At 31.1% G+C, this 18,336-nt stretch carries 21 protein-coding genes and 2 pseudogenes; 18 read left to right on the top strand and 5 right to left on the bottom strand.

What is annotated here, in order from left to right:
- Positions 1–29: 29 nt before the first annotated feature.
- The 6 genes from B5X49_RS01510 (at position 30) to B5X49_RS01485 (ending at position 5,242) form a co-directional block, all read left to right on the top strand.
- Positions 30–785: a class I SAM-dependent methyltransferase gene (locus B5X49_RS01510; RefSeq protein WP_045749425.1), complete on the top strand. Its 756-nt coding sequence runs from the start codon at positions 30–32 to the stop codon at positions 783–785.
- A 100-nt stretch (positions 786–885) separates the two neighbouring features.
- The gene (locus B5X49_RS01505) at positions 886–1,218 is read left to right on the top strand and encodes a hypothetical protein (RefSeq protein WP_045749424.1); all 333 of its coding nucleotides are present in this window, start codon (positions 886–888) and stop codon (positions 1,216–1,218) included.
- A gap of 157 nt (positions 1,219–1,375) precedes the next feature.
- Entirely contained in the window at positions 1,376–1,777 is a 402-nt protein-coding gene (locus tag B5X49_RS01500) for a hypothetical protein (protein ID WP_045749423.1), read from the top strand.
- Between the two features lie 238 nt (positions 1,778–2,015).
- Positions 2,016–2,504, top strand: a complete 489-nt coding sequence (locus tag B5X49_RS01495; protein WP_045749422.1) for a hypothetical protein — start codon at positions 2,016–2,018, stop codon at positions 2,502–2,504.
- Between the two features lie 462 nt (positions 2,505–2,966).
- On the top strand, positions 2,967–3,269 hold the full coding sequence (locus tag B5X49_RS01490) for an ArsR/SmtB family transcription factor (protein WP_045749421.1): 303 nt from the start codon (positions 2,967–2,969) through the stop codon (positions 3,267–3,269).
- Between the two features lie 2 nt (positions 3,270–3,271).
- A complete protein-coding gene (locus tag B5X49_RS01485) occupies positions 3,272–5,242 on the top strand; it encodes a heavy metal translocating P-type ATPase (RefSeq protein ID WP_045749420.1) in 1,971 nt (656 codons plus the stop codon).
- A 137-nt stretch (positions 5,243–5,379) separates the two neighbouring features.
- Here the strand turns inward: B5X49_RS01485 and B5X49_RS01480 are convergent, their stop codons facing one another.
- A complete protein-coding gene (locus B5X49_RS01480) occupies positions 5,380–5,625 on the bottom strand; it encodes a hypothetical protein (RefSeq protein WP_045749419.1) in 246 nt (81 codons plus the stop codon).
- A 249-nt stretch (positions 5,626–5,874) separates the two neighbouring features.
- Here B5X49_RS01480 and B5X49_RS01475 point away from each other — a divergent pair, with 249 nt between their 5' ends.
- From B5X49_RS01475 to B5X49_RS01445, 8 genes are all read left to right on the top strand, one after another.
- Positions 5,875–6,381: a hypothetical protein gene (locus B5X49_RS01475; RefSeq protein ID WP_045749418.1), complete on the top strand. Its 507-nt coding sequence runs from the start codon at positions 5,875–5,877 to the stop codon at positions 6,379–6,381.
- Positions 6,353–7,678, top strand: coding sequence for a DNA modification methylase (locus tag B5X49_RS01470; protein WP_045749417.1), 1,326 nt, complete (start codon positions 6,353–6,355; stop codon positions 7,676–7,678). The genes B5X49_RS01475 and B5X49_RS01470 overlap by 29 nt, the downstream gene beginning before the upstream one ends.
- A complete protein-coding gene (gene metK, locus B5X49_RS01465) occupies positions 7,675–8,790 on the top strand; it encodes a methionine adenosyltransferase (RefSeq protein ID WP_045749416.1) in 1,116 nt (371 codons plus the stop codon). Before B5X49_RS01470 ends, metK begins: the two co-directional genes overlap by 4 nt.
- The gene (locus B5X49_RS01460) at positions 8,768–9,040 is read left to right on the top strand and encodes an HNH endonuclease (protein WP_045749415.1); all 273 of its coding nucleotides are present in this window, start codon (positions 8,768–8,770) and stop codon (positions 9,038–9,040) included. The genes metK and B5X49_RS01460 overlap by 23 nt, the downstream gene beginning before the upstream one ends.
- Before the next feature lie 40 nt (positions 9,041–9,080).
- Positions 9,081–10,298 carry a hypothetical protein gene (locus B5X49_RS01455; protein ID WP_143228534.1) on the top strand — a complete coding sequence of 406 codons (1,218 nt, stop codon included), beginning with the start codon at positions 9,081–9,083 and terminating at the stop codon, positions 10,296–10,298.
- 600 nt (positions 10,299–10,898) lie between these two features.
- Positions 10,899–11,045 (top strand): hypothetical protein, encoded by a 147-nt coding sequence (locus B5X49_RS07650; RefSeq protein ID WP_159444473.1) that lies wholly within the window; start codon positions 10,899–10,901, stop codon positions 11,043–11,045.
- A 333-nt stretch (positions 11,046–11,378) separates the two neighbouring features.
- Positions 11,379–12,416, top strand: coding sequence for a ribonuclease III domain-containing protein (locus B5X49_RS01450; protein ID WP_052670047.1), 1,038 nt, complete (start codon positions 11,379–11,381; stop codon positions 12,414–12,416).
- Entirely contained in the window at positions 12,413–12,781 is a 369-nt protein-coding gene (locus tag B5X49_RS01445; protein ID WP_045749413.1) for a hypothetical protein, read from the top strand. Before B5X49_RS01450 ends, B5X49_RS01445 begins: the two co-directional genes overlap by 4 nt.
- A gap of 485 nt (positions 12,782–13,266) precedes the next feature.
- Here the strand turns inward: B5X49_RS01445 and B5X49_RS01440 are convergent, their stop codons facing one another.
- The 4 genes from B5X49_RS01440 to B5X49_RS01425 form a co-directional block, all read right to left on the bottom strand.
- Positions 13,267–13,629: a VOC family protein gene (locus B5X49_RS01440; RefSeq protein WP_045749412.1), complete on the bottom strand. Its 363-nt coding sequence runs from the start codon at positions 13,627–13,629 to the stop codon at positions 13,267–13,269.
- A 498-nt stretch (positions 13,630–14,127) separates the two neighbouring features.
- On the bottom strand, positions 14,128–14,337 hold the full coding sequence (locus tag B5X49_RS07830) for an IS3 family transposase (protein ID WP_373422619.1): 210 nt from the start codon (positions 14,335–14,337) through the stop codon (positions 14,128–14,130).
- 177 nt (positions 14,338–14,514) lie between these two features.
- Positions 14,515–14,832 (bottom strand): IS3 family transposase, encoded by a 318-nt coding sequence (locus tag B5X49_RS07825; RefSeq protein ID WP_373422622.1) that lies wholly within the window; start codon positions 14,830–14,832, stop codon positions 14,515–14,517.
- 125 nt (positions 14,833–14,957) lie between these two features.
- Positions 14,958–15,332 carry a transposase gene (locus tag B5X49_RS01425; protein WP_045749410.1) on the bottom strand — a complete coding sequence of 125 codons (375 nt, stop codon included), beginning with the start codon at positions 15,330–15,332 and terminating at the stop codon, positions 14,958–14,960.
- A gap of 694 nt (positions 15,333–16,026) precedes the next feature.
- Between B5X49_RS01425 and B5X49_RS01420 the strand changes: the two genes are divergently transcribed.
- The 4 genes and pseudogenes from B5X49_RS01420 (at position 16,027) to B5X49_RS01405 (ending at position 18,330) form a co-directional block, all read left to right on the top strand.
- On the top strand, positions 16,027–16,632 hold the full coding sequence (locus B5X49_RS01420) for a CadD family cadmium resistance transporter (RefSeq protein WP_045749409.1): 606 nt from the start codon (positions 16,027–16,029) through the stop codon (positions 16,630–16,632).
- 75 nt (positions 16,633–16,707) lie between these two features.
- Positions 16,708–17,529: pseudogene (locus B5X49_RS01415) on the top strand (recombinase zinc beta ribbon domain-containing protein); the annotation flags it as partial.
- 152 nt (positions 17,530–17,681) lie between these two features.
- A pseudogene (locus tag B5X49_RS01410) lies at positions 17,682–17,789 on the top strand (DUF1413 domain-containing protein); the annotation flags it as partial.
- 172 nt (positions 17,790–17,961) lie between these two features.
- Positions 17,962–18,330 carry an ArsR/SmtB family transcription factor gene (locus B5X49_RS01405; protein WP_045749407.1) on the top strand — a complete coding sequence of 123 codons (369 nt, stop codon included), beginning with the start codon at positions 17,962–17,964 and terminating at the stop codon, positions 18,328–18,330.
- Positions 18,331–18,336 lie beyond the last annotated feature (6 nt).

The raw sequence follows: 18,336 nt of genomic DNA, 5'->3' as shown, positions 1-18,336 counted from the left end.
TACGAGTAAATTGATAAGGAAGTAAATTTATGAACGACAACGAACTAAAAAAGTATTTAATTAAAGAAGAAGAACAAACATTTAAGGGATGGGATTTTTCTTATTTGAATAATAGATGGGAAAACGAAATACTACCTTGGGAATACAAGCAAATACTTTTAAAGTATTTAAACCCAACAGATACATTGCTTGATATGGGAACAGGTGGTGGCGAGTTCTTATTAACACTTAATCATCCACACCAATTAACATCTGTGACAGAAGCTTATGAACCTAATATTAAACTATGTCAAGAAATACTAGCACCTAAAGGTATTAAAGTTTACCCAATTACAGAAAATAATCAATTGACTAACATTCCATCAAATCATTTTGACATGGTCATTAATAGACATGAATCATATGATGAAAATGAGGTATATCGTGTTTTAAAGAAAGGTGGCATCTTTATTACGCAGCAAATTGGTGCATTTAACAACAAAGATCTGGCTACTTTTTTTGATGATAAACATATGGATCAATTTCCAGAAATGACACTTGAAAAATCAGTTCAACGTCTAATAAATAAAGGATTTAAAGTCATTGATCAACAAGAGTATTATCCTAAAATAAAATTCTTTGATTTGGGAGCTATCGCTTATTTTGCTAAAATCATTAGTTGGGAATTTATTGATTTTTCAGTAGAAAGACATTTTGATAAGTTTATTGATTTAAATAAAAGAATTAAAGAAGTTGGTTATATTGAATCAACCGAACATAGATTCTTGATCATATCTAGAAAATAATCAATGCAATAATCACTGTTTATGATGTCTTAAATAGGAAAATGATATACTTTTATTGGTGTCAAATAGGTGAATTTGAGTAAATAGGGGGAAAAAGATTATGACAGCAATTTTAAAACTTACAATTGAAAAAATAACAGATGTTGAATCTTATCCAGGCTGGTGTGTAGCATATTTTCTAGATTCAGATAGTAATAAAATTGAAGTCGAAGATAAAATACCAGTTTTATTTGATGGTGAGCTAGATTTATTAGTAGAGAGACTCAAGTTTGGAAAAGTTGAGACCAGTATACCTTGTGAAGTAAAAGAAAAAAAAGATGGACTATTTATGATTGACATATCTACAAAAAGAGGTTTTGAAGATACTAATGGTAATCATTTGTTTTGGGTAAATAAAGAATCATTAATTAGAAGGAGCAAACAACAAAGTTAAATGATTCTCGTGGAACAAGAACTGATAAAAAAGAAGATAACAAATCTGTTCAATAATTAGCGTTTATGAGTCCATTATTGAGTAAATAGTATACCTACATGAGTAATAGATAGTTGTTATTGAGTAAAGATTAGTAAATCATGAAAGGGATTAAAAAATGAATAATATTGATCAGATTAAAAATGCACTTAGTGTTATTAAAGAAGCAAAAATCACTAGAATTAGTTATGCTGCAGATTTAATTATGCTAACATTCACAAAAGATGATATTGAATTTCACATACATAGCCAAACGTTGGTAAGATTTATCGAAAACAATCATATTTTATTTACAAGAACGGATTATTTTAATAAAGAAGATTATTCAGATGAAAATAATCTAGGAACAAACTTATATGTCAAAATCGATATGTATGGAAATAAATTTGATAATAAGAAAGTCTTGTCATTATTTATAAATGATCTTGGAGATATTGATATAATCCTTGAAGATGATTTGAAAATTCAAATCATTATTGACTCAAGTGCTGACAGTTATGGTTATGGAAATGAACATTAGAGATTTTTCAAGTCCAATTCAGATGAACCACATTTTGTTGTATCTGATAATTTGGAAATAGATTTCAATTAGCTTATAGTTGTATGATGATGCTAAAAAAGATATCAAATTAATTGTTTCAATAACACGAGTTTCTAACGTTTTAATTGAGTAAATCGTGTACTATCATGAGTAATTACTATTCTAAGTAGCGTAAATAAGAGAATAATACAAATCTATGACTAATGAGGTGAAAAAAGTGACAAAAAGAAAAGCATTCACAATACGAATTGTTATATATATTGCGGTTTATATGCTTCCTGTGGGAATGTTAATTGGAACCCTAAATGCTATAAAACAGCTCAATAATCATCAAGTAGAAACTATCACTTTCTCTTCTATTAGGCATGTAGAAGCGGATTCTGACTATTACTTAATCAAAGATATTAATGATAGAGAGTTTGAGATTGAAACACATTATAAAAAAGTATTTCGTTATGAACATTTTACTGATTATATAGAAGTGGGTGATAAGTTGACCATTACTTACATATCAAAAAATACAGTTCTTGAAATTAAAAGTGAAACAGCAACATACTTAAATTTATCTGAATCTACCAGATTATTGAATCAATCAAATATAAGTTTCCTTATTATTTCCTTGATTTTATTTGTTTTAATAGCAGTAACTGAGGTATATGATTATGGAGAATGGATTAAGAGTGATGCATACAAAGAATTAAAATAAAGCAAATTAATAAATTCAATAACTACAGTTTATGAAGCCTTAAATGAGTAAAAGATATACCTATAGAAGTAATTGATATACGCTATTGGGTAAATACGAGAAAATTTAATAACATCCAAAATGAATTACTACATTAACTGGATCTAATGGTCCTTAAGTTCAGTAAGTAGTCTGTAGTCAAAAATGTCACGACATTAGGAATCGCTAGTGTCTTTTTTGTTATAGGGAACAAATTAAATGCTATTAATAAAAAAGCATAATATATTGACAGCAAGAATTTTATATGATATTATATGAACATATAATCATATATAATAAAATTTGAAGTGGTTGTTCATTCAATTAGTTTTATTAATGCAAAAACAATAAGGTTGATTATGAAGACATAACTTGAAATGTTACATATTTAGTCATATTTTAAATATTATAAATATGGTATTAGAATAAATTGGAGGATTTAAAATGAAAGAAAATGATTGCTTATTACCTGATATTGAACACAAAGTAAGCATCTTGTTTAAAACAATTTCGGATCCAACTAGAATTAAAATTATTTATGCACTAAAAAATAAAGAGTTAAGTGTAAATGAAATTGTTGATAAACTTGAGATGACTCAAAGTGCGGTTTCACATCAATTAAAAACTTTAAGAGATGTTAACTTAGTAACCTTTCAAAAAAAAGGTAAGGAAGTTTACTATAAACTTGCTGACAATCATGTATACATGATATTTGATCAAGCGATAGAACACGTAGAGGAGAAATGAAAATGAAGGACGAGAAATTGAAGAACAACTATAATAATTATGAACATGATCACGAAGACCATAACCATAACCAGTATGAACACGATCACAGTAACCACGGACATAGTCATGGAGGGAAAAACGCAGTCATTATGTTTTTTCTAGGTCTTACAGCATATATTGTTGGTTTATTTGTTGAACATGAACTTACAAGAGATATTTTAAATATGACTGCTTTGATACTATCGGGATACCATATCATTATTGAGGGCATTGCTGATACTGTTAAAAATAGTATACAAAGAAGAAGATTTATACCAAACATTCATCTTTTAATGACTGTAGCAGCTTTAGGAGCTATTATTATTGCTGAATATAGAGAGGCTGCATTACTCATCTTGATTTTTGCTGGAGCACACTTTTTAGAAGAATATGCAGAGGGTAAAAGTAAAAAAGAAATCACAAATTTATTAAAGCTTAATCCAACAACGGCACGTTTGATTCAAGCAGATAGTACAACAAAAATCATTGATGTCTCTGAACTAAAAGTTGGTGACAAACTACAAGTTTTAAATGGTGATCAAGTACCAACAGATGGTATTATTTTGTCAGGAGAATCAGTCATTAATCAGGCAGCTATTACTGGTGAAAGTATACCTGTTGATAAAAAAGCAGGCGATAGTGTTTTTGGCAGTACAATGAATGGTAATGGAACGTTTGTAATGGAAGTTACCAAAGATAGTAAAGAAACTGTATTCGCTAAAATTATACAACTGGTCAGTCAGACACAAACTAATATTTCAAAAACTGCAGCATTTATAAAAAAAATTGAACCAGCCTATGTGACTATAATATTCTTGTTAGCACCAGTCTTTTATCTTTTAGGTCTCTATATATTTGATTGGGGACAAACAGATAGTTTTTATCGCACTATGGTGTTTTTAATTGGTGCATCTCCTTGTGCACTTGCTGCAACAGACATACCAGCAACATTATCTGCAATTTCAAATTTAGCTAAACGTGGTGTATTATTCAAAGGTGGGTCTTATCTATCTAATCTGTCTGACTTAAAAGCAGTAGCTTTTGACAAAACAGGAACATTAACAAAAGGAAAACCTGTTGTCACAGATGTATTCTTTGAATCTGGTGTTTCAAAAGAGGATGAATCACTTTATCTTGATGTTTTAGTTTCGATGGAAAAACAATCGAATCATCCACTTGCCGAAGCAATTATTAGACATTTTCCAAATAGAAAAACAGTTAAACTGACTGCAAAAAACATCGTTGGTGTTGGACTTGCAACAGAATATAAGAACATCACTTATCATGTAGGCAAACCAAGCTCTTACAGCCATGTTTCATATGAAATTTCAGCACAAACAGAAAATTTTGAATATAATGGAAAAACAGTTGTTTACTTTGGTACAAATGAAGAGGTATTAGGGTTAATTGCGATTCAAGATGTTCCAAAAGAAACCTCTAAAGAAGCGATTAGTTATTTTAGAGAAAAAGGCATTCACACAGTGATGATAACTGGGGATGCAAAACGTACTGGAGAGGCGGTTGGACGTGAACTTGGAATTGATGAGGTCAAAGGAAATGTTTTACCAGAAGACAAATCAAACATCATCAACGAGTTAAAATCAAAATATGGCGTTACAGCAATGATCGGTGATGGTATCAATGATGCACCAGCGTTGGTTGCAGCAGATATTGGGATTGCAATGGGAGAAGGTACAGATATAGCAATTGATGTTGCTGATGCAGTGCTGATGAAAAATGATTTGAAAAAATTTGCATATACACATAAAGTATCTAAAAAATTAAGAGTACTCGTAGTGCAAAACATTATTTTTTCAATGTTTGTCGTTTTATTCTTAACGACAATGAATATTCTAGGTATGATGGAAATGAGCTATGCAGTTTTGATTCATGAAGGAAGTACATTGGTTGTTATTCTAAATGGATTGAGATTGTTACGAAAAGTTAAGTAAAGTGTAGATGTATTTTAAAGTGTATTATTAAGCATTGCTGACATCAAAATAAAGATTTGATATATATCCTAGTAATGAGAAACCATAGTGTAATATATTTATGCAATTGAAAAATCACCCAAAATTGATTGATAATGTTAAGATAACGAACATATTCGATAAGCAGTTTTACGTTTTACAAATTCACGAGCATTAGCAATCGCTAGTGCTTTTTCATTTACTACAAATGAATCAGTCAATACAGCGTCTTCATAAAATTTAACTTGATATAAAGTTTCATTCCATCTACCATAAGTAGTACCACTTTCAATAAAAGCTCTTTTTGATAGGTGTCGGTTATGGTAGTTTTTCATAAGTTTAAAGTCTGGATAAAATTCATTCATTTATAAGTTCCTCCTGGGCTTGTTTGTATTTAAACTTAATAACTTTGATTATGCAAGTCTTTCATAATCTTTAATTGGTAAGAAGATAAAACTGATCTTAAGATTGGTTCTTTTTTTATGCTCTGAGCCAACCCATTAAAAAAGATATAATGCGGTAAAATCCATGTGAGCTGGTAATGAACCTACTGCGATAAGCAGTGCGAGAAATAGTCGTAGTTCCTCTATAGTCTTTAGAAACGAGGACTGATGATGAGAAAGGACAATTATCAAAAATGGAAAACTGATGGTACCTTGGAATCCAAATTAAAACTTATTAAAGAACTAGCTGGTCGTTCATGTGGTATGGGTGTGATTGCTTCTGAACTTGGTATGGCTGAAAACTCGTTGTATGCACTTAGAAAAAAATATAAAGACATAGATAAAGCATACGAAGATGGTAGAAACTTACTTAAGAAGTCATTACTAGAAAAAATGTTTGAACGTGCAATGGGTTTTACCATTACCAATGAAGACCAAATCATTGAACAAACCCCAACTGGTACCAAAAAGAAAATTATTAAACAAACTAGGACAATCATTGGCGATATGAGTGTTGCCAGATACTTACTTATCGTGAACTTCGGCAAAGAATATAGTGAAAAGAAATATGAACTGGAACTATCTGAACAAAAAGTGATCGATAAGAAAAATGAAAACGACTGGGAACGTTTAGAAATAGGAGAAATTGATGCAAATAATAAACAAAAGAGTAAGTGAACTCAAAGAATATGAAAACAATCCTAGAGATAATGCTCAAGCTGTAGAAGCAGTTGCTAATTCAATTAAGGAATTTGGTTTTAAAGTACCAATTATTATAGATAACGAAAATGTAATCATTGCTGGACATACAAGATTAAAAGCAGCTATCTTACTTAAACTTACTGAAGTACCATGTATTATCGCAAGTGACTTAACACCTGATCAAGTTAAAGCATTTAGACTTGCAGATAATAAGGTTGGTGAGATTGCTACATGGGATATTGAAAAGTTAAAGTTAGAACTAGAAAATATTGATGGGCTTGATATGTCCCTTTTTGGCTTTGAAACAAATGATTACGTAGAAGAAGTTTATGAAGATGACTTTGACCCAAATGAACATCTCACAGAAATACCGTTCTCACAAATTGGTGACATATACATATTAGGCAACCATAGATTGCAATGTGGTGATTCTACCAAAGAAGAAGATATTAAAAGATTAGTTGATGGTAATCAAATAGATTTAGTATTAACAGATCCACCATACAATGTCGATGTTGGTGCTAAAGGCGATGGTAATCAACAATTTGATAACAGAAGAATTAAGAACGATAATATGTCCTCTGAAGACTTCTTAGAATTTTTAGTTAAAGTATTCAAAAACATGAGAGAAGTTATGAAACCAGGTGGCTCATACTATGTCTGTCATGGTTCATCATCACTCGTTGAGTTTGATAAAGCATTACAGCTTAACAATCTAAAACCAAGACAACAACTTATCTGGAATAAGAATACATTAGTCCTTGGGAGACAAGATTACCAGTGGCGACATGAATGTATCTATTATGGGTGGAAAGAAGGTAAAGGTCATTACTTTACAGATGATAGAACCTTAACAACTGTAATTGATGCACCAAGCCTTGATTTCAAATCAATGAAAAAAGATGAGTTAGTGCAAAGATTAGAAGATATCTATTCGCTTAAGAATAGTGTCTTAAACCATGATAAGCCAACCAAGAATGACTTACATCCAACCATGAAACCAATATCTTTACTTGCAGATATGCTTAAGAACTCATCTAAACCAAATGATAAAGTCTTAGATCCGTTTGGTGGGAGTGGCTCTACTCTAATTGCATGTGATGAATTAAAGAGAAATGCATACCTAAATGAACTTGATGAAAACTATGTAGATGTAATCGTTAAAAGATACATTAACTTAAAAGGTAGTACAGATAACTGTTACTTAATAAGAAATGGCAATAAAAATCCGTTATCAAATATAGAATTCTTTAATCAAGGAGAACAAGTATGATAAAAACAAGTGAATCAGTTTTAAGAGGACATCCTGATAAGATATGTGATCAAGTAGCAGACTACATCTTAACTGAACTAATCAAACAAGATAAAGATACAAGAGCAGGCATTGAGTGTTTAATCAAAGATGAACTGCTACTCATTGCTGGAGAAATTACTACAAATGCAGCACTTGACTATAAAGAACTAGCTAGACAATGTCTAGAAGATATTGGACTTGATAGCAAAGAGTTTGAAATCTTAGAAAAGATAAGTATTCAATCAAGTGATATCGCACTGGGTGTTGATAAGGGTGGTGCTGGTGACCAAGGTATCATGTATGGTTATGCAGAAAGTGATACTGAAGAATTAATGCCACTACCAATTGTATTATCAAGAAAACTTGCTATTAAACTTGATGAGCTGAATACTAAAGAACCAGATGTCTTTGGTAAAGATGGCAAGTGTCAAATATCAGTAAGGTATGACAATGACAAACCAGTTGAAATCACAGCTGTTGTAGTTTCAGTTCAAACAAGACCAGAGATTAAAATAGAAACATATGAACCAATGATTCATACTCTAATCAAGCAAACCATTCCAAATGAACTTATGACTAGTAATACGAAAGTATTAATTAATCCAACTGGCGAATTCGTTAAAGGTGGGTCATATGCAGATTCAGGTCTTACAGGTAGAAAACTACAATGCGATAGTTATGGTGGACTTACGCTTCATGGTGGTGGAGCATGGAGTGGAAAAGATTTATCTAAAGTAGATAGAAGTGCAAGTTACTATGCACGATATATTGCTAAGAATATTGTTGCAGCTCGACTTGCAAAAAAATGTGAGATAGGTGTTGCATACGCAATAGGTATCAAAGAACCAGTAAGTGTATCAATTAATACATTTGGTACCAGTTCAATTACTGAAGAAAAACTATTGAAAATTATTCATCAAGTCTTTAACTTTGAACCAAAATCAATAACTAATGAAATAGGAGCAAATAATTATTATGAACTATCGTCATATGGACATGTTGGCGTAATTACAAATAAACTGCCTTGGGAAAGATTAGATAAGGTAGATTCATTAAGGCATTTGGCGTATGACAATCCGAGAATTCTATAACTCATCCATATGGCAAAAGCAACGTAAATATAAGATGCAACAAGAAAACTATAGATGTGCTAGATGTGGTGGTGTTGCAGAAGATGTCCATCATAGAATTACTTTAACTGAACAAAATGTAAATGACTTTAATGTGTCACTTGATTTAGATAACTTAGAATGCATATGTAGAAGATGTCATAATAAAGAGACACATGGTTTAAAAGAAAAATATGAATACGATGGAAATGGAGACCTTATTGAGAAATAGGATTTTTTTTGCTAAAATAAATATAAAAAAAGGTGATAAAATGATAAAAGTAAAATATTCGGACTTATATCCTGAAGGATTAGATTCTAAAAAGATTCATCAATTTTACAAAGACGGCAAGTTAATAAACATTTTTTCTTATCAAAATGAAGATAAAAAATTTAAACTTATGAAATCAGATCCTGAGTTCAATTACAAAGAGATGGCAAAGGCTTATCATCAAGCATCATGTCAAGTATATAGGTTCATATGCGATGAGCAATGGGCTAACAGCCTCATAGATGGATTATCGCTGGTACTATTATATTGCATGAGACATGCTTTAGAATTATTGTTAAAAAGTATGATATTGAAAGAAAATGAGAATAAAAAGAATATATGCTCTCCCATATTTTCTAGAATTAAACATAACTTACAAGAGGCCTATATTGAACTTAAGAGTAAACCAGTAGAGGATCCTTGGATTTCAATGTACTTGAAGAACATAATTATTGAAGATGAAAACGAATCATTATTAAGATATTCAATGGACCAAAAATTTAGAAAAGAAAATCAGTTTATAAATTTTGATGACATGTTTAAAGTATCGCTGTATGCTTTTGAAGTGCTATTAGATTTTAGCTATTCAGAGAGAATGCTTGATGAAGAAGAATTTAAAATAACAAGAGAAGCAAAAGAAGAAAAATCGCCGAATGGTGAATATTTGATAAGGGCAAATACAGGAGAAGGACACTTATACACTTGGCAGATTAATTCAGTTGATCTATATAAACAGATAGAGGGGTTCTCGAAATCAGCCGTAATTATTTCTAAGAACTTAGGTAAGAGTGATGAGTGGTTAATGTTTCCAACAATATTTTGCTTTAGACATTCGGTAGAAATTTATCTTAAAGAGATTGTGAACACACTTAATAATAGTGCAAAAAGTGACTTAAAAACAGATAACAATAAAGATTTACCTGAAATATTTTGGAGTACACACGATTTGAAAGAGATATGGAAATATTCAAAACCGATATTTTCAATGTATTCAAAAAAATTCCATTGGAATATTGAAGAAATTAATAAAGTTGAACAAGTAATACACTATATTAGTAATATAGATAGGCACGGGGATTTTTATAGGTATCCAACAGATAAGGGTATCAATAATAATGAAGTAAAAAGTATTGATAGAGATAAAATGATACAGTTCTATGAAGATTTAATAGAATTTATGTCCTACATATTTTCAGCAATAGAAGCTTCAAATGAGTGAGTGTCTATGTTATTAAGCAATTAAAAAACGATTTGAGAGTAATGCACTCCCCCCTCTATAATTAAAACATTAATGTAATCTACACCGAACGCCCCACATCCAAAATACGTGGGGCAATTTTTTGGAAAAATGGATTTGAAAACGACTCAAAACTTTACGACCTCAGACCCTTGATTGGGTCTTTTTTTGTGCATTTAAAAATTCTAAACTGCACCCCCTATACTGCAGTTATAATATTTCTTTAATTTGTATGCTCTGAGCCAACCCATAGGACTTTAAGGTGGGCGGTATAATCACAGTAACGATGCGGTAATTGAAGTCATAGAAACGGAAACTCATGTGGTAAACAGACATCCAAAATAGGCTCATTCCTACCTCTACCTCGCACTCCAAATGCTTTTTATGTATGTTCCATCGCAGAATTGGTTTGTTCTAACATTATCTTCAATTAGTTTCGCTATTTAGTAGACTTTAAAACTTTTAGCGGTATTGTTTGTTTAAAGACTTATATACAAAGTATATAAAGCAAAAAAGGAGAAGAAAATGCCAACAAAAATCTATGTGCTAGTCGCACACACAAATGATGATTGAATCATCGACTTGGGATACTCAGAAGACTTAAAAATCGTTCAAGATGCCATCAATTTTGGTGAAGTCAAAGAACAACTCAAAGAACTTGAAATAAAGGTTGTTACAAAATATCAAATCAGAGATAACTATTTTCCAACAAATTATTATCTACTATAAGAAGTATGTATTGACAAGATTTTGTTTATTATATCTTAAGTAAAATCAATAATTAGCATATTGAGAAGTAAGTGCATAGCAAGTTTTAGATTGAACCTAAGAAACTAACTAACAAAAAACAAATGATTTGTAAAAATGTAGTTATTAATGTAAAATAATTTTGTGGATGTAGTATTTATAACTGATTCATATGAATAAAATGATTTATCTAACTATCGTGGTGGTTATGTAAATCCTAAAATTCATATCAAGCAATTTATGAATAGTATAGTCCCAATCTTTTTTGGGCTATTAAAATACATCCTCCAATCGAAAATGAAAGGAGGATATTTTATGAAACAAAATATCATTAAAACGATTGAATCAGCAATTTCTTATGAATTCAAAAACAAGAGATTATTAGAACAAGCATTTACGAGAAGGTCGTATGCAAAAGAACACCCGGGAACTTTAGATAATGAGGTGTTAGAGTTTATTGGAGATGGTGTCCTATCTCATAGTATTTTAATGAATTTAGTATATTCATTCACAGAAGAGCAAAACCACGGACTTGTTTCTTCAAAAACAGAAAAAGACTTTACAGAACAGAAAAAGAAACTTGTCCAAAAATCTATGCTTGCCAAAAAGATGGATGAACTAGATATTGTAGAATTTATGCAAGTTGGCAAGGGTGATGAACAACAAGGAGTTATTAATGAAGATTCAGTTAAGGAAGATTTGTTTGAAGCTATCATCGGAGCAGTAGCAATTGATTCTGACTTTGACCAAGAGATACTTGATGAACTCATTGATGTCATGCTAGACCCAGATTCTTATATAGATAATAACTTTGAAGAAACTGAAGAAAACTATATTGGTATGCTTCAAGAATGGTATCAAAAAAAAGGATATGGTTTACCAGACTATGAGTTTTATGACTTGTGGGAAAATCCACCACAAGATGCTATTTGGAGATATGGAGATAACTATCGAGGACACATTTATCACTGGCAATTTAGAATTGAACTTGATGAAAAAGAATTTTTTGCTGAGGCAGATAATAAAAGAGAAGCCAAAATGGATCTTGCTAAACAAGTGATAGATTACTTAAAGGAAAATGATTTGTTTTATTCAGTAGAAGATATAGTGGGACAGCCATCACTAGATAGAGCAATCAATCAACTTCAAGAACTCTTCCAAAAGGGTTATATTCAACAACCCAGTTATAGTGAAGAAGAGATATATCAAGATGGTGTTTATAAGTGGAGATTAGAATGCCATATAGATGGTTATGAGTACTATTTTTATTCGATTGCTAACTCTAAAAAGGATGCAAAAAAACAAGCAGCATTTAGAATGCTTGAGCATATCATTGAGGAGGGGTTTAATTGATTTATTATTACTATCCAACCACATCCAATTTAACAAATGATATAAACACAGCAATTGGTGAAATAATTAAAGTTGTACAGTATATAGAATGGAATTTACTTAATAGATTAGGAATAAATACTTTTGCAGAAATGACGCTTGGACAAATTGTTGATATGATAAGAAAATCAGAAATTCTACCGAATGACAAGGTGAATTCTCTTGAAAAAATTTTAGGAAAAAGAAATCATTTGATTCATCAATATTTTAAGAAATTAGACTTTGAAAAGCATAGTGATAATCTTTCATTCCTTGACAATCAAAAAAAGTACTTGAATAATTTTCTAACGCAAGCACAAAGTTTCAATTCATGGCTCTGTAAATAAAGTACTTATCACTGCTTTTTACTCGATTTTACTCAAAAACGATCTTCAACTACCAGTGTCGCAAACAACCGATTTTTCCACCATTTACCCATAGATACCACTGGTTACCGTTATTTACTCAAAAACGGACTTTAACTTACTGTTTAGTTTTATTTAGGGGAAAAAGTTGCTACCTTTTTAGTAAAAAGAGACACCACAAAAATTATGGAAGTTTGATACAATGTGATCAAACTTTTTTTGTTGACATAAAGGATATTTCCTCCTTTCTGCCAGAAACTAATTGTAAATTAACAACGGGTTTTGATGATCTTAAGGTTGTGTATTAAAAGTCGTGAAAAAAGTTTTACACGATTACCCTTGAAAATACACGATTATAAGAGGATTTACACGATTTATTGGATTTTTACACGATTATAATTTTACATATAAAAAAAGTCCTAAAAAAATCGGACTTATTTAATAAATATTTTTTAAAGGTATAGTTATTAAAATGAAGCATTAGGATACAACCAGTAAAAAGATAACTGATTACCATCTGGATCCTTAAAATCTAAATAACGAAGAACTCCTGGAATATCTTCTATGACTTCCTCAGTAAGTATTCCAAGATCTTTTAAACGGATAAACTCTTTATCAATATCATCGGTTTCAAAGCGTAACACATGATCTGATTCTGTTATTGAGCCCTCAAATAACTGTAACCAAATAGGACCAACCAAATATTCAACTATACCATCTACAGGACTCATACTCTCTTCTAGTACAAAGAGTTTTCCATACCACAAAGAAGCTTTGTTCAAATCACTAACAGAAAGACCTACTGTGACACTATTTACTTTTAAACTCATAATTTAGAATTTCCTCTCTACTTTTGATTCTATTTTACACGAATATACTAAAAAAATAGAAGAACATGCTTAGATATTAAAACTTACAGAATAAACAAAATTTTAAGAAATGATATATCATATGAGAAAGGGATAACGATGAATAAGTCTAGTATTTAACACGGCGCATATATTTAGATTTTAAGATCACCTAGAAATTGAGCTTTAAAATTAGTATCCCAACACAGCGCATATAATGAGATTTAAACCCTCTAAGAACAACCTGAAAAACTAGGGGTGCTAAAAATATTGCTAGGGGTGCTAAAATTTTCATCAAGGGTGCTAAAATTTTTGTTAGGGTGCTAATTTGTATCAAAATAGGTAGCATCACACATCTAACTAGAATAGGTCTGATACACTCATCAGGCCTTTTTTTGTTCCTAAATTCAGTTAAAATAGACAAATTATGAATTGATACCATTTTCTTGTACTTTATGTTCTTTGTAGTTATTGTATCATTTATTGATTCATGAGTCTATATTGTATAGGTGAATACCCACCTAGCGTTAGTTTAATCCGTTCATGATTGTACCAATAGATATACTCATCAATTGTTCTAATTAAATCAGTTAAAGATTTAACCTTTTGTAAATATATAGTTTCACATTTAAGTGTCCCGAAGAAGCTTTCAACCACTGCATTATCATAAGCGTTACCTTTAGCACTCATGGATTGTGTAAATGATGATTTTTTAAGATAATTACGGTATTTTGGAGATTGATATAAGATACCTTGATCAGAATGTATGAGAAGCTTTGATAAATCTTCATTTGGATTAATCGCTTTCTTGAGTGTCTTAAGAATTAAATCCTGGTTTTGACTTCTAGAGATTTGATAACCTTTGACTTAGCCGTTGTAAAGGTCTTGAATGACAGATAGATATAACCGTTTACGATTGAACCTAAACTCTGAGACATCTGTGACCCAAGCTATATTAGGATCATCCTTCTTAAAGTCTCTTTTGAGTAAGTTGGGTGTGATTTTATTCGATATTTGAGAGATATAACGATATCTCTTTTTTCTTACCTTACAAACGATATGCAGTTCTTTCATAAGTTTAACAACTGTTTTATAGGCTATTTTGACCTGATAAAAGTTTTGAAGGGCGAGTTTGATGCGTCTATAGCCATAAGTTCGATTGCTAGCTTCAAAGATCTCTGAAATAAGTATCTTGATATCGTGATACTTATCTGTTTCTTTACGATGCTCATAATAGTGATAAACCGACTTTGGAAGTCCTGATATCTCAAGTAGATCTTTTAATGCATATTTTCGCCTTAATTCCTTGACTACTTGGTATTTTTGTTTGTTCGTTCCTGTTTCTGAATTAAGGCGGTAAGTTTTTTTGTATATTCAAGTTCCATTTCTAGATGTTTGACTTTCAGTTCTAAATCCTGTTCTACCTCTTTAGATGGTTTATGAAACTTTCTAACTGGATTCTTTCTATAGTCTTTAGGTGTTTGAAAAAAACGCTCTTTCCCATAGAGTCTATACTGATATACCCACCTAGCAGGTAGTGTATCATTAAGACTTCCTGATGATAAATACATATCATATTTACGTGCCGCTTGACTGTATGACAGTTCATTTTCAATGATGTCTAAAACTACCTTTAACTTGAATTCTCCGCTCCACAACCTATTCTTTTTCTTTTTATCTTTCATATGATGCCTCCTGCATATATTCTAGTTTACACTAAGTACAGGTTTTTGGTATCAGTTCATCATAGATGAAGAAACAAAGCAGTTCATAGTCCCTAATGCATTAGAAGGATCTTTTAAAGTAGAAGTAATCTATGACGGTAACATAGTTAAAACTCAAAGGATTAAATTGAAGTCTAATGATAGCTTTATATATTTATCAGAATTTAATAAGTTAAAACAAGAGATTTTAGAAGCCATTTTTCTATTTGGAAGATACCTTATGGGAACATATCAATAGTAAAAATCTTAGGAGTGTATATACAGCATAATCATATATAATTTATTAAAATAAATTAAACTAAATAAATTATCAACTATTAGTTGGTTTTAAGTCTAACTTTTAGAGTCAAGTCCATAATATTGTGTATTTTATTACAAATATCTTGTTACTTTAAAATAACTATAATACCCAATGTGATGTAAATTTAATTAAAGGTAATGGAACAATGATAAGAATATCCATCATTTTGTATTTCTATCAACGCACTTGAAAAAATCCTACTATTATAGTATAATATAGCTATTATTTAAAGGAAAGGTGGGACAATTGTGAAATTATTTCTTCATATGTCTCCATTGGCAACTGCCAAGGCACAATGTATTTGCAGTCAATTTTTGATTGTCTAAAAAATTAAACATTTTGAAAGGAGAAATAATGGAAACAATAGTATCCGCTTTATTAGTTTTTGTCTCTACATCAATTGACTACTTAGTTGTTTTGACTATCTTATTCGCAAGTCAAGGCAAGAAAGGTTTGAAATCAATTTATGCGGGGCAGTATTTAGGTACAGGACTGCTTGTTCTGGTTAGTCTTATTGCCGCTTACTTTTTAAATTTTATTCCACAAGATTGGATTATCGGACTCATTGGTCTAATTCCACTAGGTCTTGGTATAAGAGCAATTTTTGTGGATGAAGATATTGATGAAGAAGATATCAAGGGAAAAATTACCGGAGATGGATCAAAAATCTTAGCATTTACAAGTTTAACAGTGGCAATGGGTGGAGATAATTTAGGAATTTATATTCCCTATTTTACAGGAAAGAGTTTGATTGATATTAGTATAAGTTTAGTAATATTTGCGTTAGGAATTTTGTTTCTATGCAAATTATCTCAAAGTCTCGCTTCAATATCTGCTATCGGAGAGACTGTAGAAAAGTACAAAAAAATAATTGTACCTGTCGTGTTTATTGGACTTGGTCTCTATATATTGCTTGAAAATGGAACGATTAATTATCTCATATCCCTAATCACAAGTTAAAAGTCTATTTTTATATTTCAGACCTATTAAAGGAAATCTTTAGTAGGTCTTTTATGTTTAATTAAAATTCTCTTATTGCTCTGCTACGAAAAGTATATCGGTGATGCCCTATTACAGAAGACCTTCACCGTGGATTTCCTTACAAAGAAAAGAGTTAAGAATGAAGGACATGTCCCACAGTATTATGTTGAAAACAGTCATGAGGCGATTATACCAAAGGAACTATTTTTACAGGCTCAGGAAGAACTTCATCGCAGGAATAATATTTACACAGGAACAGATAAAAACAAAAGAATCTATAGCAGTAAATATGCTTTGAGCACCATAACCTTCTGCGGGGATTGCGGGGACATTTACAGACGGGTGTATTGGAATATACGCGGTAGAAAAGAGTTTGTATGGCGATGCGTTACGAGAATCGAGCAAGGTCCTGAAACGTGTAAGAACCGCACGGTAAAAGGAGGAGATTTATATGATGCGGTTATGACGGCCATTAATAGACTCCTTGCCGGTGGAGATAACATGATAAGAACACTAGAAGAAAACATCCGTGCGGTAATTGGCGACACCACAGAATATAAGATTTCAGAGATTAATGCTTTGCTTGAAGAAAAGCAGAAAGAAGTGATCAGCCTTGCCAACAAGGGTAAAGATTACGATTTTCTCGCAGATGAGATAGATAGTCTTCGTGAAAAGTGTCAGAGTTTACTTGTGGAAGATGCATCCTTAAGTGGTGAGAATGATCGGATCGACGAACTTATAGGATTTATCCGCAGGAACAAATACCGTACTCTGAGATATGATGATACCCTAGTAAGGAAGATTATCCAGAATGTTAGTGTTTATGATGACCACTTTGTAATATGCTTTAAATCTGGAATTGAAATGGAAGTATGATTTAATACTAATATAAACCGTCAATTAAGAGTTAGGTTCTCTTGATTGGCGGTTTTTGCATTGACTTGTACATGATTTATACATGTGATATTATCAAAAATGTTGTTTTTAAGGTTATTGATAAGGAGTTGACACATGAGTGATGTAATAAGCTGTTAGATGAAGCTATTAAAGAAACCGAAAACTTGTACGAAGGTGAAGTCTTTATTTTTAAGGATTTGTTTAAAGGATATGTATGGGACAGGATACCGAGAAAGGATGGTACTAATGTCTTAGTAGATGTTTTTGAGATATTTTAAATAATGTAAAAAACACTTGAATAAATGATCATATAACTATTGACACAAGAGAAAAACAATAATATAATAAATATACAACGTATGAATGCTTGTTCAAGTATTCAGATGAAATGATTTAAAAAGAGGTGATAATATGACTAAAAAATTTAATTCAATTGAAAGATGTGACTGCAATGTAATTCATGAGGATATTGTAAATCAAGCTAGAGATAAAATGGCTCAAGAAGAAAGCCTTTATGATCTAGCAGAATTATTTAAAGTATTTGGAGATTCAACACGAATCAGGATATTATGGGCTTTAAATGAAGCTGAAATGTGTGTTTGTGATATTGCTGTATTACTTAACATGACACAATCAGCAATTTCCCATCAGCTGAGAGTCTTAAAGCAGGCTGAACTAGTAAAGAGCAGAAGAGAAGGAAAGATTGTATTCTACTCCCTTGAAGATGAACATGTCCATGTGTTAATTACACAAGCAATGAATCATATCAAACATAAATAGAATGGA

Source organism: Acholeplasma oculi (assembly GCF_900166985.1).
GTDB classification, from domain to species: Bacteria; Bacillota_I; Bacilli_A; order Acholeplasmatales; family Acholeplasmataceae; genus Acholeplasma; species Acholeplasma oculi.
Note: the sequence above shows the minus strand (reverse complement) of the source record. Positions and strands in the feature narration are given on the sequence as shown.